The sequence below is a fragment of the Streptosporangium brasiliense genome, assembly GCF_030811595.1.
GTDB lineage: Bacteria > Actinomycetota > Actinomycetes > Streptosporangiales > Streptosporangiaceae > Streptosporangium > Streptosporangium brasiliense.
In genome coordinates this window covers 1,104,394-1,130,356 of the sequence record NZ_JAUSRB010000002.1, presented here as the reverse complement: position 1 = coordinate 1,130,356, position 25,963 = coordinate 1,104,394, and the positions used below count along the sequence as shown (strand labels likewise).

The following is a 25,963-nucleotide window of genomic DNA, read 5'->3' as shown; positions in this document are numbered from 1 at the left end:
CTCTCCCACGGGCCGGCCGCCCCGCCCCGGCGGGTCCGGCCTACTCCTCGTCGCGCAGCCGCCGGTCGAGGTCCTTGAGGAAGTCGGGGTCGTCGTCGGGGCCCTTCGGGGCCGCGGGCGGGGCCGGCCTGTCCTTGGGCAGGGGCGTGCGGGGCGCGTGGGGACCGAGGGGACGGCCGAGCAGCAACCAGAACAGGCCGCCCACGGGCGGCAGCAGCGCGATGATGATCACCCACAGGAGTTTGGGCAGGTTTCTGGCCTCCTCGTCCGGCGTGGTGATGGCGTCGAACAAGCAGTAGAGCCAGAAGGCGAGCAGCGCCAGACCGACAAGCAGGGGCATGCCCGAACTGTAAGCCATCCGGAGCCGGGGTGCGGCAAGGCACCTGTTCCGGGTGACTGTCGACGGGTCCACGTCGTACGGTGGGGGCCGATGCCACTTCCCCTGGGGGCGTGATGGCGAATTCGGCGGACAAGGGGCGTCACCGACGGCGCTGGTGGCAGCGGGGCCCGTCCCAGCGCACCGACGGTGCTCTCAAGGAGACGCCGCGTGAGGTCCCGCCGGGGCCCGAGCGCCGGGTGGGCACCGTGACGGCGCCGGTGGTGGACCGCCCGCAATACACCTGGCGGGATTTCGAGCTGGAGGACGAGCGCCCCAGGGCCCAGCCCAACGCCCCGGACGTCCCCGACCTGGGCGACGGCCTGCGGCACTGCGGCAGCCTCGAACGCATCCTGCACCGCCAGTGGGACTCCTGGCAGGGGCCGCCGTCCCCGGAGACCGTGCGGGCGGTGGAGAGCCTCGCCCGGCTGCCGGACGGGCTGAAGGCCAAGCTGGCCGACGGACTCACGGGCATCTACGTCGGCGAGGGCGGGGTCCCCGACCTGGACGACATGGGCTACCTGCGGGGCGCGCCGCTGCCCTCGGGCCGGGCCACCTGGGACATCTGCGCGGGGGCGTACGGCGATCGCAAGATCGTGGTGGGCGACCGCCCCTCGCCCACCCCCGACGTGATGATGCACGAGGTCGGGCACGCCCTGGACGACGTGGACGCGCCCCACGGGGAGTGGGTCTCCGACTCCCCGGAGTTCGCCGCCCTCTACGCCCAGTGCGTCCCGGCACTGGCCTCCGGCTTCCACCTGCAGCCGGGGGACCTGGGGCGCAAGGAGTTCTTCGCCGACGCCTTCGCCGCCATCGCCTCCCGGCAGCGCCCCGCGCTGGTGGACATGCTCGGCGGGGACACGCGGATGGCGCTCAATGTCATGTTGTTCTTCAACCGGCGTTACGGAATCTAGGTGATCTGGGATGTACGTCATCCGGCTCGCTGACGGCACGCTGCGGGTGCCGCAGAGCCTGTCCAGCGATGACGGGCGTCTGATCGGCAACGCGTACGTGGAGCTCTCACCGGGGGATCCGGACTACGACCGCTGGCTGCCCGAGGCGCTCACCGAGGAGGAGTCGGCGCGGCGGCGGCTGCGCTGGCTTGAGGAGAACGACGAGCTGGAGCGGGAGTTCCTGGCCTTCAAGGCCGAGCAGGAAAGTTAGCGCCTGAGGGCGCTGCGGGTCGGTCACGGGGGAGGTCACCGGCCGCGACGCCGGACGTGACGGTCTGTACGGCGCGATGGTCTGCACGGTGTGACGGTCCGGACGGTTACGACTCCACGGTGACCCTGCGGCTTCCGGGTAAGGCGCGCAGGATCACCGATGGTGTGACGTCATAAGTCGTCAGACGCGCGGGGACTCGCCTGCCGGCCGTTCGGCCGTCAGTACGTCCTCTCCGCGCAGAAGGGCGTGCACTTCCGACTCGCGGAAACGCCGGTGCCCTCCGGGGGTACGGATGCTGCTGATGCGGCCTGCCGCGGCCCAGCGTGTAACCGTCTTTGGGTCGACCCGGAAGAGGGCGGCAACCTCTCCAGGCGTCAGCAGACGCTCGCTGCTACTCTCCACAATCTCTCCCCCTCGCATCCCGCTTCCTGCCAGCGGGCGGACAGGTAACCAGTGTGCCGAGCGAAGCCTGATTTATCCGTGCTTTTCAACAAAGATCACGGGTTGTTATCGACTGACTGCCCGATTGTTATATGATAGAGCCTCTTTGGGACTCTCGTGGTTGTTTCTTTACGAAACTGATCTGATGGGCACACTAGCAGCGCTCGTGCTCGGTGCGAAGGGTGTCCGCGCCGTCTTCATGTCAGCGCTCATGCGGGCAGAGTGACGTAACCTCGACGCTGTGCATCCTGTCTTCGTTTACACCGCGTCCCGGCTGGGTCTGCTGGCCGTGACCCTCGGTGTGCTCTATCTCCTCGGCCTGCGCCAGCCATTGATCCTCCTGGTCGCCGCATTCCTGGTCAGTGGTGTGGCCAGTTACGTTCTGCTGTCAAAGCAGCGCGACGCGGTGAGCGAGCGAATCGCCAAGAATCGGGAGTGATCACGGCAGCGGGAACATGCCGACTCGGGCATGGTACTCGCGACCAAGCCGCGTTGTGTCGCTACCAACGAGTAGCCCACCCCGGTGGGCGAGGAATGCCTTGACGCCGATTCCGCGCTCCCTTGTCGGATTCCACTCCAGGGCCTTGCCGGTCCGCGGGTGGATCGCCCCGACGCCCGGCCGCTCCACCGCCCCCGGGCCGGCCGAGTCGCGGCCGAGCGGATTGTCCAGCCAGCGCTGGTGGCCGCCCACGTAGACGGCCGCCCCGGTGACCGCCACCGAGTAGAGCGAGTCGCCGCCGGTGTGGTTGACCCAGGTCGGCCGCACCTCGCCCCGCGCGTAGGTCTCGAACCGCGCGGCGGTGTCGCACGGCTTGCCCCGCCCGGCCGGGCCGCCGGTCGTGACGACCGCGAAGTAGCTGCCGTCGGGGGCGAAGTCCAGGCCCCGCACGTAACTGGGGAAGACCTCCAGGCACTTGGCGGCGTAGGCGTCGGTCCGCCAGTCGGCGACCTTCGCGGGCAGCGCGCCGACGTCGATCAGGCCGAGCTGGGGCCGTGACAGCCCGTCGAGGGTGGTGAAGTTGCCGTCGACGGCCAGGCGGTCCCGGCTGAGGGACATCGCCTGCACCCTGGTCCGGCCGCCCAGGGGCGCGCCGGGCCGGACGGCGAAGCCGGGGTCCACGGCGCCGGTGGCGGCCTCCAGCCGGGCGACGGCCGTGCGGAAGACGCGGCCCACGCCGGTGAAGTCGCCCCCCACGTAGAGGTGGGAGCCGCTCCGGGCCAGGCTGGTGACCGTGCCCCCGTAGACCTGGGCGCCGAAGCCGGGCACCGGCGAGCCGTCGGACAGCCGCAGGAGAGCCAGGCCCCGGGTCCTCGCCTCGCCGGTCACCGTGAACTCGCCGCCGGCGTAGACGGTGCCGCCGGTGCCCGCGGCGAGGGCGTTGACCGGCCGGTCGAGGTAGGGCGCGAAATCGGGCAGGATCCGCCCGGTGGCCAGGTCGTAGGCGAAGATGTTGTCGCGTTCCAGGACCGTCGCGTCACCGGCGTCGCGGACCTGGCTGAACCAGCCGCCGACCACGACCGTGCCCCCCACCAGGGCGATGGCGTTGACGATGCCGTCGAGCACGTGCGGGGTGGTGTCCACCGGATCGGCCGAGACGACCTTGCTGTGCTTGGTGGTGCCGGCTGCGGCGACCCCTGCGGGGAGCAGCATCAGGGCCGCGGTCAGCACGGAAGCGGTTCTGGCAAACATTCGGCAATTTCTAGCAGACTCTCGGTAATCGAGTAGCTACTTTCCGTGGATTGTCCGGTCGGGCCTAGGCTTGTCCCTATGACGCGCGCTTCGCTGGACAAACAACCGCATGAGGTCGCCGCGATGTTCGATCGCACGGCCCGGCGCTACGACCTGGTCAATGACGTGATCTCCCTCGGGCAGGTGCGGCTGTGGCGCAAGGCGGCCGCGGCGGCCGTCGACGCGGGCCCCGGCGAGCTCGTCCTCGACCTGGGCGCGGGCACCGGCACCTCCACCGACGCGTTCACCGCGCTGGGCGCCCGCGCGATCGCCTCGGACTTCTCGCTCGGCATGCTGCGCACCGGCGTGCGGCGGCGGGGCGGCTCCGGCCTCTCCGGCGGCGGGGTGCGCGGCGTCACCTTCGTCGCCGGTGACGCGCTGCGGCTGCCCTTCGCCGACGACACTTTCGACGCGGTGACGATCTCGACCGCGCTGCGCAACGTCCACGACACCGGCCAGGCGCTGCGCGAGATGCTCCGGGTGGCCAAGCCGGGGGCCCGGCTGGTGATCCTTGAGTTCTCCCACCCGACGAACAAGTCTTTCGACCTCGTCTACTGCCAATACCTCATGAAGCTGATGCCGCAGGCCGCCAAGTTGGTCGGCTCCAACGACGATTCATACGAGTATCTGGCGGAGTCGATCAGGGAGTGGCCGGACCAGGCGGCACTGGCGAAGATCATCCAGGCTGCGGGCTGGGAGCGGGTCGCCTGGCGTAACCTCACCATGGGCATCGTGGCGCTTCATCGTGCGTATAAGCCCGCTTAGAAGATTCGTCGGCGATAGCCGCACCCGACTGACACTCCGCCTCGTAAAGGGGTTAGACTTCGGGCCGACAAGTTTGTGAAGACCTTCACAAAGGAACGAAAGGCCCCTCACCCCGAGGCCGTCAAAGCTTGTAGGACAGGACAGGTCCCGTGACCGTGCCAGCCGCCACACAGCGGAATGTCGCTGAGGCTGACGCCGACGTAATCGTCGTCGGCGCCGGGCCCGCCGGTTCGACAACCGCATTCCATCTCGCACAGGCCGGACTCGACGTCCTGTTGCTCGAGAAGACCACATTCCCCCGCGAGAAGGTCTGCGGCGACGGGCTGACGCCCCGAGCGGTCAAGCAGCTCATCGCCATGGGGATCGACATCGACGCTCCCGGCTGGGTCAGGAACAAGGGCCTGCGCGTGGTCGGCGGCGGGCTGCGCTTCGAGCTCGACTGGCCGGAGCTGTCCAGCTACCCCGACTTCGGGCTGGTCCGCACCCGGCAGGACTTCGACGAGATCCTCGCCGCCAACGCGGTGCGCGGCGGCGTCCGCCTGCTGCAGGGGGTCAACGTCACCGCCCCGATCCTCGACGACCGCAGCGGCCACATCGTGGGCGTGGTCGCCAAGAAGGACGGCGAGGAGGTCTCCTACAGGTCGCGCCTGGTGGTGGCCGCCGACGGCAACTCCACCCGGATCTCCCTGGCGATGGGGCTGCACAAGCGCGAGGACCGCCCGATGGGCGTCGCCGTACGGACCTATTTCGAGAGTCCGCGCCACGACGACGACTACCTGGAGACCTGGCTGGAGCTGTGGGACGGCGACACCCTGCTGCCCGGCTACGGCTGGATCTTCGGCGTCGGCGACGGCACCTCCAACGTGGGCCTCGGCCTGCTCAACACCTCCGAGTCCTTCAAGGGCATGGACTACCGCGACCTGCTCAGGCGCTGGGTCAAGAACATGCCTCCGGAGTGGGGCTACACCGAGGAGAACATGACCACCCCCATCAGGGGGGCGGCGCTGCCGATGGCCTTCAACCGCCAGCCGCACTACACGCGGGGCCTGGTGCTGGTCGGCGACGCGGGCGGGATGATCAACCCGTTCAACGGGGAGGGCATCGCCTACGCGATGGAGACCGGCCAGATCGCGGCCGAGACCATCGTCCAGGCGCTGGCCCGGACGACCCCCGCCCAGCGGGAGCGCGTGCTGCGCGCCTATCCCCAGATGTTGAAGGACGCCTACGGCGGTTACTTCACCCTGGGCAGGGGCTTCGTGGAGCTCATCGGGCGCCGCGGCGTGATGGACTTCTTCACCCGTCACGCGCTGCCCCACCCCCACCTGATGCGGTTCGCGCTCAAGCTCCTTGCTAATCTCACCGACCGGCGAGGCGACGCGTCAGACCGCATCATCAACGCTCTGTCGAAGGCCGCGCCGTCGGCATGACCACACCAGCCGCCTCCCCACGTGGAACCAGAGCGATGATCCCCCTGCATAAACTTGCAAAACAAAACAACGTGATGAGCTGCGCGCCGGCGCGCGTGGAGATGGGAGAGGAGGCGTAGCGATGGAGCTGTATGCACCCATCCTGGTGCTCGCCGTTCTCGCGGCGGGATTCGCGGTCTTCTCGGTGACGATCGCGCCCTTCACCGGTCCCAGGCGCTGGAACCGCGCGAAACTCGACGCCTACGAATGCGGCATCGAGCCGACGCCCCAGCCGGTCGGAGGTGGTCGCTTCCCGCTGAAGTACATGATCACCGCGATGCTCTTCATCGTGTTCGACATCGAGATCATCTTCCTCTACCCGTGGGCGGTCGCGTTCGACCAGCTCGGGATGTTCGGGTTGGTCGAGATGGTGCTGTTCATCGTCACCGTGCTCGTGGCCTACGCGTATGTGTGGCGCCGCAAGGGTCTGGACTGGGACTAGATATGGGTCTTGAAGAGAAACTTCCGAGCGGGTTCATGCTCAGCACGGTCGAGCAGGTGGCCGGCTGGGCGCGCAAGAACTCCGTGTGGCCGGCGACCTTCGGTCTCGCCTGCTGCGCCATCGAGCTGATGTCCACCGGCGGTCCCAAGCACGACCTGGCGCGCTTCGGCATGGAGCGCGCTTCGGCGTCTCCGCGGCAGGCCGACCTGATGATCGTGGCCGGCCGGCTGTCGCAGAAGATGGCCCCGGTGCTCCGCCAGATCTACGACCAGATGGCCGAGCCCAAGTGGGTCATCGCCATGGGCGTGTGCGCCTCCAGCGGCGGCATGTTCAACAACTACGCCATCGTGCAGGGCGTGGACCACGTCGTCCCCGTCGACATCTACCTGCCCGGCTGCCCGCCGCGGCCCGAGATGCTCATCGACGCGATCGTGAAGCTGCACGACAAGATCCAGAACATGAAGTTCGGCGCGCACCGCGCCAAGCAGATCGACGAGCTCGAACTGCAGGCGCTGCGGACGCTGCCGCTGATCGACCAGGGGACCGCCAAATGAGCCGGAGCGGACCCGGCGCGGTGCGCGCGGTGAATGAGGAGTTGGTGAGCGACCGATGAGCACGGACAATCTCCCCGAGATCCCGGAGGAGCCGATCGCCCATCTGGGCATGTTCGGCGCCTCGGGCTCCGGTGACACCTCCGGCTACGGCGGCCTGGTCGTACGGCGCAAGCCCCAGCTGTCCACTCCCCGCCCCTACGGCGGCTACTTCGACACCGTCGCCGACGAGCTGGAGCGCGCGCTGGGCGGCGACCTCGGCGACGCGATCGAGCGCGTGGTCGTCGACCGCGACGAGCTGACCTTCCACGTCAAGCGCGAGCGCCTGCTGGAGGTCGCCAGGCTCCTGCGCGACGACCCCGCCCTCCGCTTCGAGCTCTCGCTCGGCGTCTCCGGCGTGCACTACCCCCACATGGAGGGGGAGGAGCTGCGCGCGGTGATCCACCTGTGCTCGATCACGCACAACCGCCGCCTGCGCCTCGAGGTGTCCTGCCCCGACGCCGACCCGCACATCCCCTCCACGGTCTCGGTCTACCCGACCCACGACTGGCACGAGCGGGAGACCTGGGACTTCTTCGGGATCGTCTTCGACGGCCACCCGGCGCTGACCCGCATCATGATGCCCGACGACTGGGACGGTCATCCCCAGCGCAAGGACTACCCGCTGGGCGGCATCCCGGTCGAATACCGCGGCGCCCAGGTTCCCGCGCCGGACCAGAGGAGGTCCTACAAGTGAGCGCCCCCTACGAGGAGGCCACCGAGGGCAAGGTCTACACCGTCTCCGGCAACGACTGGACGGAGCTGGTCGAGACCCTCACCGGCCAGCAGGACGAGCAGCTCGTCATCAACATGGGCCCGCAGCACCCGTCCACGCACGGCGTGCTCCGCCTGGTCCTGAACCTGGACGGCGAGACGGTCACCGAGGCCCGCACGGTCATCGGCTACCTGCACACCGGCATCGAGAAGAACATCGAGTTCCGGACGTGGACCCAGGGGACCACGTTCGTCACCCGGATGGACTACCTCGCGCCGATCTTCAACGAGACCGCCTACTGCCTGGGCGTCGAGAAGCTGCTCGGCATCACCGACCGGATCCCCGAGCGGGCCCAGGCCATCCGCGTGATGATGATGGAGCTCACCCGCATCTCCTCGCACATGGTCGCCATCGGCACCTTCGGCATGGAGCTGGGCGCGACCACGCCGTTCCTCTTCGGCTCCCGCGAGCGCGAGATGGTGCTCGACGTGATGGAATACATCACCGGCCTGCGGATGAACATGGCCTACGTCCGGCCCGGCGGCGTCTCCGTCGACCTCCCGGCCGGCGCCGTGGACAAGGTCGGCGAGCTGCTGAAGGTCATGCCGGGGCGCATCAAGGACATGCGCAAGATGCTCGACGCGAACCCGGTCTACCTGGCCCGCACCAAGGACGTCGCCTACCTCGACCTCACCGGCTGCATGGCGCTGGGCGTCACCGGCCCGATGCTGCGGGCCGCGGGCCTGCCGTGGGACCTGCGCAAGTCGCAGCCCTACTGCGGCTACGAGACCTACGAGTTCGACGTCCCGACCGAGAAGACCGCCGACGTCTACGGCCGTTACCTGGTCCGGGTGGCCGAGATGGAGGAGTCGCTCAAGATCATCGAGCAGGCTCTGGACCGGCTGTCCGGCCCGCTCAAGGGCGGCCGCGTGATGGTCGACGACAAGAAGATCGGCTGGCCCGCGCAGCTCGCGCTCGGCCCCGACGGTCTCGGCAACTCGCCCGACCACATCGCGCACATCATGAGCGGCTCGATGGAGGCGCTGATCCACCACTTCAAGCTGGTGACCGAGGGCTTCCGGGTCCCGGCGGGGCAGGCGTACGCCTCGGTGGAGTCGCCCCGCGGCGAGCTCGGCGCCCACGTGGTCAGCGACGGAGGCACCCGGCCCTACCGCGTGCACTTCCGCGACCCGTCCTTCACGAACCTGCAGGCCATGCCGGCCACGTGCGAGGGCGGCATGGTCGCCGACGTCATCTCGGCAGTGGCCTCGATCGACCCCGTCATGGGAGGTGTGGACCGGTGACGTATACGCCGGAAGTCCGCGAGCGTCTGGAACGGGACGCCAAGGAGATCATCGGCCGTTACCCCAAGACCAGGTCGGCCCTGCTGCCCCTGCTGCACCTGGTGCAGTCGGAGGACGGCTACGTCTCCGACGCCGGTCAGGAGTTCTGCGCGGAGATGCTCGGCCTGAGCAAGGCCGAGGTCGTGGGCGTGTCCACCTTCTACACGATGTACAAGCGCAAGCCGATGGGCGACTATCACGTCGGCGTGTGCATCAACACGCTGTGCGCGGTCATGGGCGGCGACCAGATCTGGGACGAGCTGTCCGAGCACGTCGGCGTCGGCCACGACGAGGCGACCCCGGACGGCAAGGTCTCGCTGGAGCGGCTGGAGTGCAACGCCGCCTGCGACTTCGCCCCGGTGATGATGGTCAACTGGGAGTTCTTCGACAACCAGACCCCCGACTCGGCCAAGCAGCTCGTCGACGACCTGAAGGACGGCAAGGAGGTCTCGCCGACCCGCGGCCCCAAGAAGCTGTGCACCTTCAAGGAGGCCTCGCGCGTGCTGTCGGGCCTGCCCGACGGCCTGGCCGGCGACGGCCCCTCGGCGAGCGGCCCCTCCCTTGAGGGACTCAAGATCGCCAAGGCCAACGGATGGAAGGCCCCCGAGGCACCATGACGACTCTCACCCCGGTCCTCACCGCGAACTGGGACCAGCCCAACTCCTTCACCCTGGAGGGCTACGGCGACTACTCGGCGGCCAGGAAGGCGCTGAGCATGGACCCCGACGCCGTCATCCAGGCCGTCAAGGACTCCGGTCTGCGCGGCCGCGGCGGTGCGGGCTTCCCCACCGGCATGAAGTGGGGCTTCATCCCCCAGGGCGACGGCAAGCCGCACTATCTGGTGGTCAACGCCGACGAGTCCGAGCCGGGCACCTGCAAGGACATCCCGCTGATGATGGCCAACCCGCACTCGCTGGTCGAGGGCGTCATCATCACCTCCTACGCGATCCGCGCCAACCACGCCTTCATCTACGTGCGCGGCGAGGTGCTGCACGTCATCCGCCGCCTGCAGGCGGCCGTGGCCGAGGCCTACGACAAGGGCCTGCTCGGCAAGGACCTCTTCGGCTCCGGTTTCGACCTGGAGCTCGTGGTCCACAGCGGAGCCGGCGCCTACATCTGTGGCGAGGAGACGGCGCTGCTCGACTCGCTGGAGGGCTATCGCGGCCAACCTCGGCTCAAGCCCCCCTTCCCGGCCGTGGCGGGCCTCTACGCCTCGCCTACTGTCGTGAACAACGTGGAGTCGGTGGCCAGTGTTCCCTCGATCATCTCCAACGGGGCCGAATGGTTCGCGGGGATGGGCACCGAGAAGTCCAAGGGCTTCGGAATCTTCTCGCTGAGCGGCCACGTCACCCGTCCCGGCCAGTACGAGGCCCCGCTCGGCATCACGCTGCGCGAGCTGCTCGACATGGCGGGCGGCATCCGCGAGGGGCACCGGATCAAGTTCTGGACCCCCGGCGGGTCGAGCACCCCGATCTTCACCGACGAGCACCTGGACGTCCCGCTCGACTTCGAGTCGGTCGGCGCCAAGGGGTCCATGCTCGGCACCCGGGCCCTGCAGATCTTCGACGAGACCACCTGCGTGGTCCGCGCCGTGCTGCGCTGGACCGAGTTCTACGCGCACGAGTCCTGCGGCAAGTGCACTCCCTGCCGGGAGGGCACCTACTGGCTCAAGCAGGTGCTCAAGCGGCTGGAGAAGGGTCAGGGCACCGAAGAGGACCTGACCACGATCACCGACATCGCCGACAACATCCTGGGCCGCTCCTTCTGCGCCCTGGGCGACGGTGCGACCAGCCCCATCCACTCGTCGGTGAAGTACTTCCGCGACGAATACCTCAAGCACTTCGAGATCGGCGGCTGCCCGTTCGATCACGCTCCGTCCACGGTCTGGGGTGTCAAGTGAGCGGGCGGATCGCGGCAACCAGCAAGCACAGCACCGTTTCGGTCATGGGGCCGACGGAGGAGGCGCCATGACCGTCGAAGCGACGACCCCGGCCCAGGCGCCGGTAGACCTGGTGACCGTCACGATCGACGGTTTCCAGGTGAGCGTCCCCAAGGGCACGATGATCATCCGGGCGGCGGAGCTGCTCGGCATCCAGATCCCCCGATTCTGCGACCACCCGCTCCTGGAGCCGGCGGCCAACTGCCGCCAGTGCCTGGTGGACATCCCGGACGCGGGCAACGGCCGCGGCTTCCCCAAGCCGCAGCCCTCCTGCGCCATCGAGGTCGCCCCGGGCATGGTCATCCAGACCCAGCTCACCTCCCCGGTCGCGGAGAAGGCCCAGCGCGGCGTCATGGAGCTGCTGCTCCTGAACCACCCGCTCGACTGCCCGGTCTGCGACAAGGGCGGCGAGTGCCCGCTGCAGAACCAGGCCATGTCCAACGGCCAGGGCGAGAGCCGCTTCGAGGAGAAGAAGCGCACCTTCGACAAGCCGGTCGCGCTCTCCACCGAGGTGCTGCTCGACCGTGAGCGCTGCGTCCAGTGCGCCCGCTGCATCCGCTTCTCCGACGAGATCGCCGGTGACCCGCTCATCGACTTCTTCGAGCGCGGGGCCAAGGAGCAGGTCGGCGCCGCCGACGGCGAGCCGTTCGAGTCCTACTTCTCGGGCAACACCATCCAGATCTGCCCCGTGGGCGCGCTGACCGGTGCCGCCTACCGGTTCCAGGCCCGCCCGTTCGACCTGGTCTCCACGCCCAGCGCGTGCGAGCACTGCGCCAGCGGCTGCTCGCTCCGGACCGACCACCGCCGGGGCAAGGTCACCCGCCGGCTGGCCGGGGACGACCCGGAGGTCAACGAGGAGTGGAACTGCGACAAGGGCCGCTGGGCCTTCACCTACGCGACCCAGCCCGACCGGCTGAAGACCCCCCTCGTCCGTGACGAGGAGGGCCGCCTGGTTCCGGCCTCCTGGCCCGAGGCGCTCGCCGCCGCGGCCCGGGGCCTGTCGGCGGCCCGCGGCAGCGCGGGCGTGCTCGTCGGCGGCCGCGTCACCGTCGAGGAGGCCTACGGCTACGCCAAGTTCGCCCGGATCGCGCTCGGCAGCAACGACGTCGACTTCCGCTCCCGGCCCCACTCCGCGGAGGAGGCGCAGTTCCTCGCGCACGCCGTCGCGGGCAAGGGCATCGAGATCCGCTACCGCGACCTGGAGAAGGCCCCGGCCGTGCTCCTGGTGGGCTTCGAGCCCGAGGACGAGTCGCCGATCGTCTTCCTGCGCCTGCGCAAGGCGTGGCGGAAGAAGGGCCTGAAGGTCTTCTCGGTCGCGCCGTTCGCCGGTGAGGGCCTGGCCAAGATGGGCGGCACGCTGGTCCGCGCGCTGCCCGGCGCCGAGGCCGCCGCCGTCGAGGACCTGATCTCCGGGACCTCGCCGGTCGCCGAGGCGGTCAGGCAGCCGGGCGCGGTCATCCTCGCCGGTGAGCGCCTGGCCACCACGCCGGGCGCCCTGTCGGCGCTGGTACGGCTGGCCGAGTCCACCGGCGCCCGCCTGGGCTGGGTCCCGCGCCGCGCCGGTGAGCGCGGTGCGATCGAGGCCGGAGCGCTGCCGAACCTGCTGCCCATCGGCCGCCCGGCCGACGACGAGACCGCCCGCGCCGAAGTGGCCAGGGCGTGGAACGTCGCCTCCCTCCCCGAGACCCCGGGCCGCGACACCTCCGCCATCCTGGCGGCGGCGCTGAACGGGGAGCTCGACGCCCTCGTCGTCGCCGGTGTCGACCCCTACGACCTGGCCGACCCCGAGGCCGCCCTGGCGGCCCTGGAGAACACGCCGTTCATCGTGAGCCTGGAGCAGCGCGCCAGCGCGGTCACCGACCGCGCCGACGTGGTGCTGCCGGTCGCCACGGTGAGCGAGAAGTCCGGCACGTTCGTCAACTGGGAGGGGCGTGGCCGCACCTTCGAGGAGGCGCTCCCGGTCCCCGGGATCATGAGCGACCTGCGGGCCGTCTCCGCGATCGCCGACCACATGGACGTGCACCTCGGTCTCCCGGACCCCGCCGCCGCCCGCCGCGAGCTCGGCTCCATCGGCGCGTGGCGCGGCTCCCGGGCCGCCGCCCCGGAGGTGGGCGCGCGGGCGACCGCCGCCCCGCGGGCCGGCGAGGCGGTCCTGGCCACCTGGCACCTGCTGCTCGACGACGGCCGCCTGCAGGACGGCGAGCCGTACCTCGCGGGCACCGCCCGCGCGGGTGAGGCACTGGTGTCGGCGGCCACCGCCGCGGAGTCCGGCGTCGCCGACGGCGACAAGATCATCGTCACCACCGGGCAGGGCTCGCTGAGCCTGCCGGTGCGGATCGCCGACCTGCCCGACAGGGTGGTGTGGCTGCCGTCGAACTCCGCCGGCCGCTCGGTGACCCGCGACCTGTGCGCCACGGCCGGTGACATCGTCAAGATCGGGAGTGCCTACGGGAACGGCCCCGACGCAATGAGCACCGCGCCCGCGGAGCGCGCCTCCGGCCCGACGGCCGGCGACGGACAGGCCGCCCCCGGCGCGGACGAGGAGCGGTGAGCGACCAATGAATGCCCGGACTCTTCTAGCGGCGGCCGATCCGACCCTTGCCGACTTCGGTAAAGACCCGATCTGGATCAGCATCATCAAGGCCGTCGTCATCTTCGCCGTCCTGATGCTGGGCGTGCTCTTCGGCGTGTGGTTCGAGCGCAAGCTGATCTCCCGGATGCAGAACCGGTACGGCCCCAACCGGGCCGGCAAGTTCGGCCTGCTCCAGTCGGTGGCGGACGGCCTGAAGATGGGTCTCAAGGAAGACCTGATGCCGCGGACCGTGGACAAGGTGATCTACTTCATCGCCCCGGTCGTCCTCGCGGTCCCCGCCTTCCTGGCCTTCTCGGTCATCCCCATGGGGCCGATGGTCTCGATGTTCGGCGTCCAGACGCCGCTGCAGCTCACCGACCTGCCGGTCGCGGTGCTGCTGGTGCTGGCGATGGCCTCGATCGGCGTGTACGGCGTCGTGCTCGCCGGCTGGGGGTCGCGCTCGCCGTACACCATCCTGGGCGGCCTGCGGGCCAGCGCCCAGGTGGTCTCCTACGAGATCGCGATGGGCCTGTCGTTCGTGGGCGTGTTCCTGTTCGCCGGGACGCTCTCCACCTCGGAGATCGTCAGCGCGCAGGCGTCCGGCGGCACGTTCACGCTCGGCGGCCTCAGCATCCCGATGCCCTCGTGGTACATGATCCTGCTGATCCCGTCCTTCCTGATCTACATCGTCACGATGCTGGGCGAGACCAACCGGGTCCCCTTCGACCTGCCCGAGGGTGAGGGCGAGCTGGTCGGCGGCTTCCAGACCGAATACTCCAACTCGCTGAAGTTCGCGGTCATCATGCTGGCCGAGTACGTCAACGTCTTCGTGGTCTCGGCCGTGTCGATCACCCTGTTCATGGGCGGCTGGCGGGCTCCGTTCCCGATCTCCATGTGGGACGGGGCGAACACCGGCTGGTGGCCGCTGCTGTGGTTCTTCCTCAAGATGGTGCTGGTCTTCTCCTTCTTCATCTGGTGCCGCGCCTCGCTGCCGCGAGTCCGCTACGACCAGCTCATGGCCCTCGGCTGGAAGATCCTCATCCCGATCAACCTCGGCTGGATCCTGCTGGTCGCCACCGTCCGGGCCCTGCAGATGGACACCGTCAACCGGTCGCTGGTGCTGATCCTGGCCGCGCTCGTGCTCATCGGCTGCATCGGCGTCTGGTGGCGTTTCGACAGCGTGCTGCAGAAGCGCAAGGAGGACAAGGCCGCTCAGGTCCAGGCCGAGTTCGAGCGTCTCGAAGCCGAACCGACCGCGGGTGGTTTCCCTGTGCCGCCGCTCGACCTGCCGCACTACCACGGGGTGGAGCGCAAGGAGGTTCCCAGTGGGAGCAACTGATTGGCTGAACCCCATCAAGGGGTTCGGCGTGACCTTCCACACCATGTTCAAGAAGGTCGAGACGGTCAACTACCCCGAGGAGAAGCGGCCCACGGCTCCGCGCTTCCACGGCCGGCACCAGCTCAACCGCTGGCCCGACGGCCTGGAGAAGTGCGTCGGCTGTGAGCTCTGCGCCTGGGCCTGCCCGGCCGACGCGATCTTCGTCGAGGGCGCGGACAACACCGACGAGGAGCGTTTCTCGCCGGGTGAGCGCTACGGGCGCACCTACCAGATCAACTATCTGCGGTGCATCCTGTGCGGCCTGTGCATCGAGGCCTGCCCGACCCGCGCGCTGACCATGACGAACGAGTACGAGCTCGCCGACTCCAGCCGCGAGAGCCTCATCTACACCAAGGAGATGCTCCTCGCGCCGCTCGGTCCCGGCATGGAGCTCCCCCCTCACCCCATGCGCCTGGGTGAGACCGAAGAGGACTACTACCGGCTGGGACGTAACAATGGGTGAGACCATCACGTTCTGGGTGCTGGCCGTCGTCTCGGTGTCGGCCGCACTCGGACTTGTCTTCAGCCGCAAGGCGGTCTACTCGGCTCTGATGCTGGGCGTCGTCATGCTCTCCCTGGCGGTGCTCTACGCCGTCCAGGACGCCCCCTTCCTCGCCGCGGTGCAGATCATCGTCTACACCGGCGCCGTCATGATGCTCTTCCTGTTCGTGCTGATGCTCGTCGGCGTCGACTCCGCCGACTCGCTGGTGGAGACGATCAAGGGACAGCGCTTCTGGGCGGCCGTCGCGGGCCTGGGCTTCGCCGCCCTGCTCGCCCTGGGGGTCGGCAACACGGTCTTCGCCCCCGCGGTGGGCGTCGGCGGCGCCACCCAGCAGGCGGGCGGCAACGTCCCGGCGCTGGCCCAGCTCATCTTCACCAGGCACGTCTTCGCCTTCGAGGTCACCTCGGCGCTGCTGATCACCGCCGCGCTCGGCGCGATGGTCCTGGCCCACCGTGAGCGGGTCCGGCCCAAGGCGACCCAGCGCGACCTGTCCCGGGCCCGGTTCACCGGCCCGCAGCCGTCGCCGCTGCCCGGCCCGGGCACCTACGCGCTGCACAACGCCATCGACATGCCGGCCCTGCTGCCCGACGGCTCGGTGTCGCCCAAGTCGATCAACCGGGTGCTCGCCCGGCACGAGGAGGACGGCGTCAGGCCGACCGACCCGGCGAAGGCGGCCCTCGTCAAGCAGGTCATCGACAATGACGTCGCCGCTGAGGAAGACGTCGTCGCGGAGGACGCGGCCCATCAGGAGGAAGCCAAGTGACCACTCACTACCTGGTGCTCTCCGCGCTGCTGTTCGCGATCGGTGGCATCGGCGTGCTGACGCGGCGTAACGCGATCGTGGTGTTCATGTGCGTGGAGCTCATGCTCAACGCCTGCAACCTCGCCTTCGTCACCTTCGCCAGGCAGCACGGCAACCTGGACGGCCAGCTCATCGCGTTCTTCGTGATGGTGGTGGCCGCGGCCGAGGTCGTGATCGGCCTTGCCATCATCGTGATGATCTTCCGAACCCGCAGGTCCGCGTCGGTGGACGACGCCAACCTGCTGAAGTACTAAGAGGTGGCCGGTGCAATCTCCTGTTGAGATCGTCCCGCACTCCGGTGGAGTGATCGGGGTCTCCTGGCTGATGATCGCGCTGCCGCTGCTCGGGGCCGCGATCCTGCTGCTCGGCGGACGCCGTACCGACCGCTGGGGCCACCTCCTCGGTGTCGCCATGTCGCTGGCCGCCTTCGTGGTGGCCGTCGTCTCCTTCGTCGAACTGCTCGGCCTGCCCGAGTCGGAGCGGCGCCGGGGGATCGAGCTCTACCAGTTCATCCCCGGCATCGCCGACATGGGGCTGCTGATCGACCCGCTGTCGATCAGCTTCGCCCTGCTGATCACCGGTGTGGGCTCGCTGATCCACATCTACTCGATCGGCTACATGTCGCACGACACCGACCGGCGCCGGTTCTTCGCCTACCTGAACCTGTTCGTCGCGGCGATGCTCCTGCTGGTGCTGGCCGACAACTACGTCGCCCTGTTCGTCGGCTGGGAGGGCGTGGGTCTCGCCTCCTACCTGCTGATCGGCTTCTGGCAGTTCAAGCCCACGGCGGCGGCCGCCGCCAAGAAGGCCTTCATCGTCAACCGTGTCGGTGACTTCGGCCTGCTGATCGCCATCTTCACGGTCTGGACGACGTTCGGCTCGGTCACCTTCGGCAAGGTCTTCCCGCTCGCGGGCGAGGCCTCCGACGGCACCATGACCGCCATCGGCCTGCTGCTGCTCCTGGGCGCCTGCGGCAAGTCGGCCCAGCTCCCGCTGCAGTCGTGGCTGCTGGACGCGATGGAGGGCCCGACCCCGGTCTCGGCCCTCATCCACGCCGCGACCATGGTCACCGCCGGCGTCTACCTGGTCGTCCGGTCCGGCGCGTTCTTCGAGGCCGCCCCGACCGCGCAGCTCGTCGTGACGATCGTCGGCGTGGCCACGCTGCTCGCCGGTGCGATCATCGGTTGCGCCAAGGACGACATCAAGAAGGGCCTGGCGGGCTCGACGATGTCGCAGATCGGCTACATGATGCTCGGCGCGGGCCTCGGCCCGGCGGGCTACGCCTTCGCCATCGCGCACCTGATCACGCACGGCTTCTTCAAGGCCAACATGTTCCTCGGCGCCGGCTCGGTCATGCACGCCATGAACGACGAGGTCGACATGCGCCGCTACGGCGGGCTGTTCTCGGTGATGAAGGTCACCGCGATCACCTTCATCGTCGGCTACCTGGCGATCATCGGCTTCCCGCTGCTGTCCGGTTACTTCACCAAGGACGGCATCATCGAGACGGCCATGGAGCACAACGAGATCCTCGGCTGGCTCGCGGTCGTGGGCGCCGGGATCACCGGCTTCTACATGTCGCGGATGATCTTCATGACCTTCTTCGGCAAGAAGCGCTGGGCCGACGACGCCCACCCGCACGAGTCGCCCTCGGTCATGACCGTGCCGCTGGTCATCCTGTCCATCGGTTCGATCTTCCTGGGCGCCTTCCTGATCCTGGACAACCGGTTCATGAAGTTCCTCACCCCGGCCGTCGGCCGCCCCGAGGAGCTGCCGGTGTTCCACTTCTTCAGCGTCCCCGGGCTGGCCACGCTGGCCCTGGTGGCCGCCGGCGCCGCCTTCGCCTGGTTCCGCTACGGCGCGGCCGAGGTGCCCCAGGTCGCCCCGCGCGGCTCCTTCCTCACCACCTTCGCCCGTCGTGACCTGTACGGCGACGCCCTGAACGAGACGCTGTTCATGCGCCCCGGCCAGTGGCTGGCCCGGATCGCGGTGTTCGTCGACAACCGCGGCATCGACGGCCTGGTCAATGGGCTGGCCGCGACGATCGGCGGGACCTCCGGCCGGCTGCGCCGTATCCAGACCGGCTACGTGCGGTCCTACGCGTTGTCCATTCTCTTCGGTGCCGCCGTGGTCGTTGGCGCGCTGCTCTACGTAGGGAACATGTGATGCCCTGGCTCTCGATCCTGATGGCCGTGCCCGTACTGGGCGCGGTCGGGGTCTCCCTCACCAAGAGCGACAAGCTCGCCAAGCAGGTGGCCCTCGCGGTCTCGCTGGTCGTGCTGGCGCTGACCGGTGTCGTGGCGGCCCAGTTCAACCCCTCCTCGGAGACGCGCTTCCAGTTCGCCGAGGTCTACGAGTGGATCCCCCGCTTCGGGGTGCACTACGGCGTCGGCGTGGACGGCATCGCCCTGGTGCTGATCGCGCTGTCGGTGGTGCTCGTGCCGATCGTGATCCTCGCCTCCTGGCACGACGCCGACGGCACCGGCGCCGCCGCACCGCCCAAGCGGTCGGTGAAGACCTACTTCGCGCTGCTGCTGGTGCTGGAAGCGATGATGATCGGCGTCTTCGCGGCGACCGACATCTTCCTCTTCTACGTCTTCTTCGAAGCCATGCTGATCCCGATGTATTTCATGATCGGGTCGTACGGCGGCGCCCAGCGGTCCTACGCGGCCGTGAAGTTCCTGCTCTACTCGCTGTTCGGCGGGCTGCTCATGCTGGTCGCGGTGATCGCGCTCTACGTGATCGCCGCCAAGGGCACGTTCATGTTCCCCGAGCTGGTCGGGGTCATCAAGGACCCGAACACGCAGAAGTGGCTGTTCCTCGGCTTCTTCGTCGCCTTCGCCGTCAAGGCGCCGCTGTGGCCGTTCCACACCTGGCTGCCCGACGCGGCCGCCCAGGCCCCGGCCGGCGCCGCGGTGCTGCTGGTCGGCGTGCTGGACAAGGTCGGCACCTACGGCATGCTCCGCTTCTGCCTGGAGCTGTTCCCGGACGCGGCGAAGTTCTTCACGCCGCTGGTGATCGTGCTGTCGGTGGTGGGCATCGTCTACGGCGCGATCGTGGCGATCGGCCAGACCGACATGAAGCGCCTGATCGCCTACACCTCGATCTCGCACTTCGGCTTCATCGCGCTGGGCGTCTTCGCGATGACCGCGAACGGCGGCGCGGGCGCCACCCTCTACATGGTCAACCACGGCTTCTCGACCGGCGCGCTCTTCCTGATCGCCGGATTCCTGATCTACCGCCGGGGGTCCAGCCAGATCGCCGACTACGGCGGCGTGCAGAAGGTCGCCCCGCTGCTGGCCGGCACCTTCCTGATCGCCGGCCTGTCCGGCCTCTCCCTGCCGGGCCTGTCCTCGTTCGTGAGCGAGTTCATGGTCCTGCTCGGCACCTACGAGCGTTACATGGTCCCGGCGATCATCGCCACGAGCGGTGTGGTCCTGGCGGCCATCTACATCCTGTGGATGTACCAGCGCACGATGACCGGGCCCACGGCCGAGTCGGTCAAGGGCTTCACCGACCTGAACGCGCGGGAGAGGTGGGTGGTGGCCCCGCTGATCGCGGTGATCATCGCCCTTGGCTTCTTCCCCAAGCCGGTCCTCGACGTGATCAACCCCGCGGTGGACCAGACGCTGTCCAACGTCCATGTGGACCAGTTCACCCCAGCCGTCGCTGACAAGAAGGGGGCCGGGCAGTGAACGGCACCATCCAAGCTCCGACGATCGAATACGCGCTGCTGTCCCCGATGCTGATCGTGTTCGGCGCGGCGATCATCGGGGTGCTGGTCGAGGCGTTCGCGCCCCGATACCTGCGCAAGTCGATCCACGTGCCGCTCACGCTGCTGGCGCTGCTCGGCGCGTTCGTCACGACCATCCTGACGGCCGCCAACGGCCTGCCGGACAAGGCCGCGGCCATGGGCGCGGTCGCGGTGGACGGGCCCTCCCTGTTCATCTGGGGCATCATCCTCATCCTGGCCTTCGTCAGCGCGCTGCTGATCAACGACGACGAGCAGTTCGTCGCGCAGGCGGCCGCCGTACCGGGCAGCCCCGACGAGGAGGAGGCGGTCCGCAGCGGGTTCGCCCAGACCGAGGTCTACCCGCTGCTGCTGTTCGCGGTCGGCGGCATGCTGCTGTTCCCCGCGTCCAACGACCTGCTGGTGATGTTCGTGGCCCTTGAGGTCATGTCCCTGCCGCTCTACCTGCTGTGCGGCCTGGCCCGCCGTCGCCGCCTGCTCTCGCAGGAGGCCTCGGTCAAATACTTCCTGCTCGGCGCGTTCTCCTCGGCCTTCTTCCTGTACGGCATGGCCCTGGTGTACGGCTACGCCGGCTCGATCGACCTGAAGGCCATCGCCGACTCGCTCGGCACGGTCGCCGGCCAGGACACGCTGCTGCTCATCGGCACCGCGATGCTCGGCGTCGGCCTGCTGTTCAAGATCGGTGCCGCGCCGTTCCAGGCGTGGAAGCCCGACGTCTACCAGGGCGCGCCCACCGCGGTCACCGCCCTGATGGCCTCCACCGTGCTGGTGGCGGCCTTCGGCGCCGTGCTCCGGGTCTTCTGGGTCGCCCTGGGCGGCCTGGAGTGGAACTGGCAGCCGGTCATGTGGGGCGTCGCGATCCTGACCATGATCGTCGGTGCGATCCTGGCCATCACCCAGACCGACATCAAGCGCATGCTGGCCTACTCGTCGGTGGCGCACGCGGGCTTCCTGCTCACCGGTGTGATCGCGATCGGCACCTTCGAGCAGAACGCGCAGGCCCTGTCGGCCATCCTGTTCTACCTGGCCGCCTACGGCTTCACCACGGTCGGCGCCTTCGCGGTGGTCACCATGGTCCGCGACGCGGGCGGCGAGGCCGGGCACCTGTCCCGGTGGGCCGGTCTCGGCAAGCGGTCCCCGGTGCTGGCGGGCATCTTCGCGTTCTTCCTGCTGGCCTTCGCGGGCATCCCGCTGACCAGCGGGTTCTTCGGCAAGTACGCCGTCTTCGCGGCGGCGGTCGCCGGTAACGCGCTGCCGCTGGTCGTCGTGGGTGTGGTGAGCTCGGCGATCGCCGCGTTCTTCTACGTCCGCGTGATCGTGCTGATGTTCTTCAGCGAGCCGGCCGCCGACGGGCCGACCATCGCCGCGCCCACCGTGGGCACCTCGGCTGTGGTCGCTCTGGCGGCAGCGGCTACGGTAGTGCTGGGGGTCTTCCCGCAGCCGGTGCTCGATCTGGCGGACCAGGCTGCGTCCGCACTGTTCATTCGTTAGAGGAGTAAGGCTTCATGGCTGCGCCACCGGTTGTTGATCTGCCATTCATCGACGAGCGGCTGGCGCAGGACCTCGCTAGCGGGCTGGCCGAGGTCGAGAAGCTGCTGCGGACCTCGGTCGAGAGCGAGGACGCCTTCGTCACGGAGGCGTCCAAGCACCTCATCGAGGCAGGCGGCAAGCGGTTCCGGGCCATGCTGGTCCTGCTCGCCGCCCAGTTCGGCTCGCCGGAGGCCCCCGAGGTGGTGCCCGGGGCCGTGGTCATCGAGCTGACCCATCTGGGATCGCTCTACCACGACGACGTCATGGACGAGGCCCCGGTGCGCCGGGGCTCTCCCTCGGCCAACGCCCGCTGGGACAACACCGTGGCCATCCTGACCGGCGACTACCTGTTCGCCCAGGCCTCGGACATCCTCGCCGACCTCGGCGCCGAGGTCATCCGCATCCAGGCCCAGACGTTCTCCCGCCTGGTCCGCGGCCAGATCCGTGAGACCATCGGTCCCCGTCCCGGTGAGGACCCGGTGGCCCATTACATCGACGTCCTGGCCGACAAGACAGGCTCCCTGATCGCCACCTCGGGCCGGTTCGGCGCCCTGCTGAGCGGCGCCTCGCCCGAGATCGTCGACCGGCTGACCCGGGCCTGCGAGGCCATCGGGGTGGGCTGGCAGCTCGGCGACGACCTGCTCGACGTCGCCTCCGACTCGGTCGAGTCCGGCAAGACGCCCGGCACCGACCTCCGGGAGGGCATCCGGACGCTGCCGGTCCTGTACGTATTGTCCTCCGACGCCCCCGAGGACGCCCGCCTGCGCGAGCTGCTGGCCGGGCCGGTGGCCGAGGAGGACGTCGAGGAGGCGCTCCGCCTGCTGCGCGCGAACCCGGCCATGGCCCGTGCCCGTGCCGAGCTCGCCGCCTGGGTCGACCGGGCCCGCGAAGATCTGAACGGCCTGCCGGACATCCCCGCCCGCGCCGCCTACCTCGCCCTCTGCGACTACGTCGTCGAGCGCTCCGGCTGACCGCGCGCGGGCTCCGACGGGGGCCCGCCCGGCCGTCAGATCCCTGCGGCGATCTTGAGCAGGACGACGCCGCCGATGATCGAGGCGAAGGAGACGAGCTTGGCCGGGGTGATCCGCTCCTTGTAGATGAGGGCCCCGAGCACGACCGTGCCGATGGAGCCGACGCCGGTCCAGATGGTGTAGCCGACGCCGACGTCCAGGGTTTTCAGGGCCAGGCTGAGGGTGAAGACGCCGCCGGCGGCCGAGAGCAGGGTGAAGACGGACGGCCACAGCCGGGTGAAGCCCTGGGTGGCGTTGGTGCCGAGCGCGAAGCCGATCTCGAAGACGATCGCGACGGAGAGATAGATCCAGGCCATGGTGGTGCTCCTTGGGTGGGGCGCGGGATGGGTAGCGCCGGGTGTGGTGTGCGGGACGGGCGTGGCGCGGGACGGGTCGAGCCGGGTGTCGTGTGCGGAACGGGCGCGGTGCGGGACGGGGCGTGCCGGCGGGTGCGGCGCGGAGCCGGGGAGATCGTGCGGGGTCAGGCGGCGACGTGCTCGGAGGCCGCCTGCTGGGGCTCGGCCCCGCGCTGGGAGACGCGGTCGGCGAGCTTGAGGCCCAGCACGCCGCCGATGATCAGGAGGAACGCCAGCACCTTCCACGTGTTGAGCTCCTCGCCGAAGATCACGGTGCCGAGGATGACCGTGCCGACCGAGCCGATGCCGGTCCAGACGGTGTAGCCGACGCCGACGTCCAGGGTCTTCAGGGCCAGGCTCAGGAAGAAGATGCCGCCGCCGGCGGCGGCCACCGTGAGCAGTGAGGGACCCAGCTGGGTGAAGCCCTCGGTGGCGTTGGTGGCCAGGGCGAAGACGACCTCGAAGACGGCGGCGATGAGCAGGTAGATCCAGGCCATTGGCGGGACTCCTCACGTAGGATATATTTGCATGTATATGCATGTTTTTGGCGACACGACAAAGCATGTATGCACATGTATATTGTGTCAAGTCCGGCTCATGGAGGGTCGGATGTGAAAGGAGGTGTGTGTGACCGTTTCAGCCCCCTCCGGGGTCCAGTTCCCCGCGCCGCCGGCGCCGTCCGGAGACGCCTCGATGTGGAACCGCGTCCTGGCCTTGCATGTGCGTGTGGAGAACCGGCTGGCCGCCGTGCTCCAGCGCCGGCACGGCATCGGCCTGTCGGAATACCGCGCGCTCGGCCATCTGGCCGCGGCCCCCGACCACGAGCTGCGCATGCAGGAGCTGGCCGACAGGATCGGCCTCAACCAGAGTTCGGTGACCCGCCTCGTGGCGCGCCTGCACGAGGCCGAGTTCACCTACCGGGACCTGTGCCCCAACGACAGGCGCGGGGTCTACACCGTGCTCACCGACGCCGGCCGCACCCGACACGCCGAGGCGGCGGCCACCTACGAGGAGACCCTGCGGGAGGCGCTGGAGGAGGCCGCGCGGGCCGACCCGGACCTCGCCGCCGTGGTGACCGCGCTGCGCGCCGCCTGAGCCTTCCCGGCCGCCGGGGTGGGTCCGCCCTGACCGCCCGCCGGCGTCCGCCCGCCCGAGCTTCTGCGGGCCGCCCGTCGCGGTGGCACGCGGATCCGGAGTTCCCCTCCCGGCCCCTACACGGTCACGGTCTCCAGTGCCGTACGGCGGGCCGCGTGGGCGGCGCGGAGGCTGTCCCAGGTGAAGACCGACAGCGCCAGCCAGACGATGGCGAACCCGATCCAGCGGCTGGGCGGCATGACCTCGTGGATGACGAACACGCCGACGAGGAACTGCAGCACCGGGGCGATGTACTGGAGCAGGCCGATGGTGGTGAGCGGCACCCGGATTGCGGCCGCCGAGAAGCAGAGCAGCGGGACGGCCGTGATCACACCGCTGCCGGCCAGGAGGAGGGTGTGGCCGAGGCCCAGGCTCCCGAAGGTGCCCGTGCCCTGCCCCTGCAGGTAGATCACATAGCCGAGCGCGGGTGCCAGCAGCACCAGCGTCTCGATGGTCATGCTCTCCGCCGCGCCGACCTGCGCGATCTTCTTGACCAGCCCGTAGGTGCCGAAGCTGAACGCCAGCACCAGCGCGATCCACGGCAGCCGGCCGTAGTCGAGGGTGAGGACGACGACGGCCAGGGTGCCCAGCCCGACCGCGCCCCACTGCCACGGCCGCAGGCGCTCCTTGAGGAGGAAGACGCCGAAGAGCACACTGACCAGAGGGTTGATGAAGTAGCCGAGCGCGCTCTCGACCACATGCCCGGTGTTGACGGCGTAGATGTAGACACCCCAGTTGACCGTGACGATCGCCGCGGCCAGGGCGAGGAGGCCGACCTTCCGGGGGGTGCGCAGCAGCTCGCGGATCCAGGACCAGTGGCGCCGCACCGCCAGGATGGCGACGACGGCGACGAGGGACCAGGCGACGCGGTGGGCCAGGATCTCCAGGGCGCCTGAGGGTTTCAGGAGCGGCCAGTACAGCGGGAACAGGCCCCACATGGTGTAGGCGGCGATGCCGTACAGGACTCCTTGGCGCGATTCAGGCATGTAGCCCATTTTGACTGCTTACGCGATTTAACACAAATTAGTGGTTCTTGCGTTACTGTTAAGTTGCTCTTACGGGAACACCGCACACCCCAGGATGGTTGCCTCTGTCAAAGGTGTCAGGAGGAGGTTCGCAATGGGCTGGCTGTTCGGTAAGGACAAGACTTCCATGGTGTCCCCGGAGAACGCGCTCCCGGGGCGGGACGTCCGCATGGCGGTGCCTGCGCGTCACGCGGTCCTCGACGCCCCGCTGGCTCCGCCGTACCCAGAGGGGAGCGAGATCGCCGACTTCGGCCTCGGCTGTTTCTGGGGCGCCGAGCGCAAGTTCTGGCAGACTCCCGGCGTGGTCTCCACCTCGGTCGGCTACGCGGGCGGCTACACCCGGAACCCGTCCTACGAAGAGGTCTGCAGCGGCCAGACCGGCCACACGGAGGTCGTCCGCGTGGTCTTCGACCCGTCCCGGATCTCCTACGAGGAGCTGCTGCGCGTCTTCTGGGAGGCCCACAACCCCACCCAGGGCATGCGCCAGGGCAACGACGTCGGCACCCAGTATCGCTCGGCCGTCTACTTCCACTCGCCCGAGCAGGAGAAGTCCGCCCTGGCCTCGCGTGACGCCTACCAGAAGGTGCTCACCGAGTCCGGCTACGGCCAGATCACCACCGAGATCGCCCCGGCCGGGGACTACTTCTTTGCCGAGGAATATCACCAGCAATACCTTTTCAAGAACCCCGGTGGCTACTGCGGCATCGGCGGCACCAACGTCAAGCTAGGTGACCCATCGGGATGGGGTGCTTGCCAGACAGGTCTGGTCCCGACCGAGGAGTAGCTTCACAGCGCTCCGCTGTACGGCTCGCGCTCAATTCCTGGGCGCGAGCCGTATTCGTTGATCGTCCGGTTCCACTGTCGTCCTCACCGAGGATGCTCCTTCGGTGGGCGACTGTGTTCGGTTGAAAGCAGAGTGCGATGGAAGTGTGG

At 69.0% G+C, this 25,963-nt stretch carries 28 protein-coding genes; 22 read left to right on the top strand and 6 right to left on the bottom strand.

The window, feature by feature from the left end:
- Positions 1 to 40 precede the first annotated feature (40 nt).
- Entirely contained in the window at positions 41 to 340 is a 300-nt protein-coding gene (locus J2S55_RS13700; protein WP_370879665.1) for a PLD nuclease N-terminal domain-containing protein, read from the bottom strand.
- A gap of 113 nt (positions 341 to 453) precedes the next feature.
- Here J2S55_RS13700 and J2S55_RS13695 point away from each other — a divergent pair, with 113 nt between their 5' ends.
- Together J2S55_RS13695 and J2S55_RS13690 are read left to right on the top strand one after the other, a co-directional pair.
- Entirely contained in the window at positions 454 to 1,290 is an 837-nt protein-coding gene (locus J2S55_RS13695) for a hypothetical protein (RefSeq protein ID WP_306875319.1), read from the top strand.
- Between the two features lie 10 nt (positions 1,291 to 1,300).
- Positions 1,301 to 1,540 (top strand): hypothetical protein, encoded by a 240-nt coding sequence (locus J2S55_RS13690; RefSeq protein WP_306860444.1) that lies wholly within the window; start codon positions 1,301 to 1,303, stop codon positions 1,538 to 1,540.
- Between the two features lie 180 nt (positions 1,541 to 1,720).
- On the opposite strand, the gene J2S55_RS13685 is transcribed toward J2S55_RS13690, so the two are convergent.
- Positions 1,721 to 1,960, bottom strand: coding sequence for a BldC family transcriptional regulator (locus tag J2S55_RS13685; protein WP_012887349.1), 240 nt, complete (start codon positions 1,958 to 1,960; stop codon positions 1,721 to 1,723).
- 262 nt (positions 1,961 to 2,222) lie between these two features.
- Here J2S55_RS13685 and J2S55_RS13680 point away from each other — a divergent pair, with 262 nt between their 5' ends.
- Positions 2,223 to 2,420: a DUF4229 domain-containing protein gene (locus tag J2S55_RS13680; RefSeq protein WP_306860439.1), complete on the top strand. Its 198-nt coding sequence runs from the start codon at positions 2,223 to 2,225 to the stop codon at positions 2,418 to 2,420.
- On the opposite strand, the gene J2S55_RS13675 is transcribed toward J2S55_RS13680, so the two are convergent.
- Positions 2,421 to 3,671, bottom strand: a complete 1,251-nt coding sequence (locus J2S55_RS13675) for a hypothetical protein (protein ID WP_306860437.1) — start codon at positions 3,669 to 3,671, stop codon at positions 2,421 to 2,423.
- A 78-nt stretch (positions 3,672 to 3,749) separates the two neighbouring features.
- Between J2S55_RS13675 and J2S55_RS13670 the strand changes: the two genes are divergently transcribed.
- The 17 genes from J2S55_RS13670 (at position 3,750) to J2S55_RS13590 (ending at position 22,476) form a co-directional block, all read left to right on the top strand.
- Positions 3,750 to 4,475 (top strand): demethylmenaquinone methyltransferase, encoded by a 726-nt coding sequence (locus J2S55_RS13670; protein ID WP_306860435.1) that lies wholly within the window; start codon positions 3,750 to 3,752, stop codon positions 4,473 to 4,475.
- Between the two features lie 149 nt (positions 4,476 to 4,624).
- Entirely contained in the window at positions 4,625 to 5,902 is a 1,278-nt protein-coding gene (locus J2S55_RS13665; RefSeq protein WP_306860433.1) for a geranylgeranyl reductase family protein, read from the top strand.
- A 121-nt stretch (positions 5,903 to 6,023) separates the two neighbouring features.
- Positions 6,024 to 6,383, top strand: a complete 360-nt coding sequence (locus tag J2S55_RS13660; protein ID WP_012887354.1) for an NADH-quinone oxidoreductase subunit A — start codon at positions 6,024 to 6,026, stop codon at positions 6,381 to 6,383.
- Positions 6,384 to 6,385: 2 nt separating this feature from the next.
- Positions 6,386 to 6,937 (top strand): NuoB/complex I 20 kDa subunit family protein, encoded by a 552-nt coding sequence (locus J2S55_RS13655; RefSeq protein ID WP_184755084.1) that lies wholly within the window; start codon positions 6,386 to 6,388, stop codon positions 6,935 to 6,937.
- Positions 6,938 to 6,992: 55 nt separating this feature from the next.
- Positions 6,993 to 7,670, top strand: coding sequence for an NADH-quinone oxidoreductase subunit C (locus J2S55_RS13650; protein WP_306860426.1), 678 nt, complete (start codon positions 6,993 to 6,995; stop codon positions 7,668 to 7,670).
- Complete coding sequence (locus J2S55_RS13645; protein ID WP_370879664.1) at positions 7,667 to 8,992, top strand: NADH-quinone oxidoreductase subunit D; 1,326 nt, start codon at positions 7,667 to 7,669, stop codon at positions 8,990 to 8,992. The genes J2S55_RS13650 and J2S55_RS13645 overlap by 4 nt, the downstream gene beginning before the upstream one ends.
- A complete protein-coding gene (nuoE, locus tag J2S55_RS13640; protein ID WP_306860424.1) occupies positions 8,989 to 9,648 on the top strand; it encodes an NADH-quinone oxidoreductase subunit NuoE in 660 nt (219 codons plus the stop codon). Before J2S55_RS13645 ends, nuoE begins: the two co-directional genes overlap by 4 nt.
- Positions 9,645 to 10,931 (top strand): NADH-quinone oxidoreductase subunit NuoF, encoded by a 1,287-nt coding sequence (gene nuoF, locus J2S55_RS13635; RefSeq protein ID WP_306860422.1) that lies wholly within the window; start codon positions 9,645 to 9,647, stop codon positions 10,929 to 10,931. Before nuoE ends, nuoF begins: the two co-directional genes overlap by 4 nt.
- Before the next feature lie 67 nt (positions 10,932 to 10,998).
- Positions 10,999 to 13,521: an NADH-quinone oxidoreductase subunit G gene (locus J2S55_RS13630; RefSeq protein WP_306860420.1), complete on the top strand. Its 2,523-nt coding sequence runs from the start codon at positions 10,999 to 11,001 to the stop codon at positions 13,519 to 13,521.
- Between the two features lie 7 nt (positions 13,522 to 13,528).
- A complete protein-coding gene (gene nuoH / locus J2S55_RS13625; protein WP_306860418.1) occupies positions 13,529 to 14,881 on the top strand; it encodes an NADH-quinone oxidoreductase subunit NuoH in 1,353 nt (450 codons plus the stop codon).
- Entirely contained in the window at positions 14,868 to 15,383 is a 516-nt protein-coding gene (gene nuoI / locus J2S55_RS13620) for an NADH-quinone oxidoreductase subunit NuoI (RefSeq protein ID WP_306860416.1), read from the top strand. Before nuoH ends, nuoI begins: the two co-directional genes overlap by 14 nt.
- Entirely contained in the window at positions 15,376 to 16,185 is an 810-nt protein-coding gene (locus J2S55_RS13615) for an NADH-quinone oxidoreductase subunit J (protein WP_306860414.1), read from the top strand. Before nuoI ends, J2S55_RS13615 begins: the two co-directional genes overlap by 8 nt.
- Positions 16,182 to 16,478 carry an NADH-quinone oxidoreductase subunit NuoK gene (nuoK, locus tag J2S55_RS13610; RefSeq protein ID WP_306860411.1) on the top strand — a complete coding sequence of 99 codons (297 nt, stop codon included), beginning with the start codon at positions 16,182 to 16,184 and terminating at the stop codon, positions 16,476 to 16,478. The genes J2S55_RS13615 and nuoK overlap by 4 nt, the downstream gene beginning before the upstream one ends.
- A 70-nt stretch (positions 16,479 to 16,548) precedes the next feature.
- Positions 16,549 to 18,390 carry an NADH-quinone oxidoreductase subunit L gene (gene nuoL / locus J2S55_RS13605; RefSeq protein WP_306875315.1) on the top strand — a complete coding sequence of 614 codons (1,842 nt, stop codon included), beginning with the start codon at positions 16,549 to 16,551 and terminating at the stop codon, positions 18,388 to 18,390.
- A complete protein-coding gene (locus tag J2S55_RS13600; protein WP_306860410.1) occupies positions 18,390 to 19,919 on the top strand; it encodes an NADH-quinone oxidoreductase subunit M in 1,530 nt (509 codons plus the stop codon). Before nuoL ends, J2S55_RS13600 begins: the two co-directional genes overlap by 1 nt.
- Complete coding sequence (nuoN, locus tag J2S55_RS13595) at positions 19,916 to 21,466, top strand: NADH-quinone oxidoreductase subunit NuoN (RefSeq protein WP_306860408.1); 1,551 nt, start codon at positions 19,916 to 19,918, stop codon at positions 21,464 to 21,466. Before J2S55_RS13600 ends, nuoN begins: the two co-directional genes overlap by 4 nt.
- Before the next feature lie 14 nt (positions 21,467 to 21,480).
- A complete protein-coding gene (locus J2S55_RS13590; RefSeq protein WP_306860406.1) occupies positions 21,481 to 22,476 on the top strand; it encodes a polyprenyl synthetase family protein in 996 nt (331 codons plus the stop codon).
- Between the two features lie 35 nt (positions 22,477 to 22,511).
- On the opposite strand, the gene J2S55_RS13585 is transcribed toward J2S55_RS13590, so the two are convergent.
- Both J2S55_RS13585 and J2S55_RS13580 read right to left on the bottom strand, forming a co-directional pair.
- The gene (locus tag J2S55_RS13585) at positions 22,512 to 22,832 is read right to left on the bottom strand and encodes a DMT family transporter (protein WP_306860404.1); all 321 of its coding nucleotides are present in this window, start codon (positions 22,830 to 22,832) and stop codon (positions 22,512 to 22,514) included.
- Positions 22,833 to 22,996: 164 nt separating this feature from the next.
- Positions 22,997 to 23,368, bottom strand: coding sequence for a DMT family transporter (locus tag J2S55_RS13580; RefSeq protein WP_306860402.1), 372 nt, complete (start codon positions 23,366 to 23,368; stop codon positions 22,997 to 22,999).
- 130 nt (positions 23,369 to 23,498) lie between these two features.
- Here J2S55_RS13580 and J2S55_RS13575 point away from each other — a divergent pair, with 130 nt between their 5' ends.
- Entirely contained in the window at positions 23,499 to 23,966 is a 468-nt protein-coding gene (locus tag J2S55_RS13575) for a MarR family winged helix-turn-helix transcriptional regulator (RefSeq protein ID WP_306860400.1), read from the top strand.
- A 116-nt stretch (positions 23,967 to 24,082) separates the two neighbouring features.
- Here the strand turns inward: J2S55_RS13575 and rarD are convergent, their stop codons facing one another.
- Positions 24,083 to 24,991, bottom strand: a complete 909-nt coding sequence (gene rarD, locus J2S55_RS13570; RefSeq protein ID WP_306860398.1) for an EamA family transporter RarD — start codon at positions 24,989 to 24,991, stop codon at positions 24,083 to 24,085.
- Positions 24,992 to 25,124: 133 nt separating this feature from the next.
- Here rarD and msrA point away from each other — a divergent pair, with 133 nt between their 5' ends.
- Complete coding sequence (msrA, locus tag J2S55_RS13565) at positions 25,125 to 25,814, top strand: peptide-methionine (S)-S-oxide reductase MsrA (protein ID WP_306860396.1); 690 nt, start codon at positions 25,125 to 25,127, stop codon at positions 25,812 to 25,814.
- The last annotated feature ends 149 nt before the right edge of the window (positions 25,815 to 25,963 follow it).

Coding starts and splice junctions, on each gene's coding strand:
- J2S55_RS13660 (WP_012887354.1), top strand. CDS start 6,024: ATGGAGCTGTATGCACCCATCCTGGTGCTCGCCGTTCTCGCGGCGGGA.
- J2S55_RS13630 (WP_306860420.1), top strand. CDS start 10,999: ATGACCGTCGAAGCGACGACCCCGGCCCAGGCGCCGGTAGACCTGGTG.
- nuoF (WP_306860422.1), top strand. CDS start 9,645: ATGACGACTCTCACCCCGGTCCTCACCGCGAACTGGGACCAGCCCAAC.
- nuoH (WP_306860418.1), top strand. CDS start 13,529: ATGAATGCCCGGACTCTTCTAGCGGCGGCCGATCCGACCCTTGCCGAC.
- J2S55_RS13580 (WP_306860402.1), bottom strand. CDS start 23,368: ATGGCCTGGATCTACCTGCTCATCGCCGCCGTCTTCGAGGTCGTCTTC.
- nuoL (WP_306875315.1), top strand. CDS start 16,549: ATGATCGCGCTGCCGCTGCTCGGGGCCGCGATCCTGCTGCTCGGCGGA.
- J2S55_RS13590 (WP_306860406.1), top strand. CDS start 21,481: ATGGCTGCGCCACCGGTTGTTGATCTGCCATTCATCGACGAGCGGCTG.
- J2S55_RS13670 (WP_306860435.1), top strand. CDS start 3,750: ATGACGCGCGCTTCGCTGGACAAACAACCGCATGAGGTCGCCGCGATG.
- J2S55_RS13695 (WP_306875319.1), top strand. CDS start 454: ATGGCGAATTCGGCGGACAAGGGGCGTCACCGACGGCGCTGGTGGCAG.
- J2S55_RS13675 (WP_306860437.1), bottom strand. CDS start 3,671: ATGTTTGCCAGAACCGCTTCCGTGCTGACCGCGGCCCTGATGCTGCTC.
- J2S55_RS13585 (WP_306860404.1), bottom strand. CDS start 22,832: ATGGCCTGGATCTATCTCTCCGTCGCGATCGTCTTCGAGATCGGCTTC.
- J2S55_RS13655 (WP_184755084.1), top strand. CDS start 6,386: ATGGGTCTTGAAGAGAAACTTCCGAGCGGGTTCATGCTCAGCACGGTC.
- J2S55_RS13700 (WP_370879665.1), bottom strand. CDS start 340: ATGCCCCTGCTTGTCGGTCTGGCGCTGCTCGCCTTCTGGCTCTACTGC.
- msrA (WP_306860396.1), top strand. CDS start 25,125: ATGGGCTGGCTGTTCGGTAAGGACAAGACTTCCATGGTGTCCCCGGAG.
- J2S55_RS13685 (WP_012887349.1), bottom strand. CDS start 1,960: ATGCGAGGGGGAGAGATTGTGGAGAGTAGCAGCGAGCGTCTGCTGACG.
- J2S55_RS13600 (WP_306860410.1), top strand. CDS start 18,390: ATGCCCTGGCTCTCGATCCTGATGGCCGTGCCCGTACTGGGCGCGGTC.
- J2S55_RS13690 (WP_306860444.1), top strand. CDS start 1,301: ATGTACGTCATCCGGCTCGCTGACGGCACGCTGCGGGTGCCGCAGAGC.
- J2S55_RS13615 (WP_306860414.1), top strand. CDS start 15,376: ATGGGTGAGACCATCACGTTCTGGGTGCTGGCCGTCGTCTCGGTGTCG.
- rarD (WP_306860398.1), bottom strand. CDS start 24,991: ATGCCTGAATCGCGCCAAGGAGTCCTGTACGGCATCGCCGCCTACACC.
- J2S55_RS13650 (WP_306860426.1), top strand. CDS start 6,993: ATGAGCACGGACAATCTCCCCGAGATCCCGGAGGAGCCGATCGCCCAT.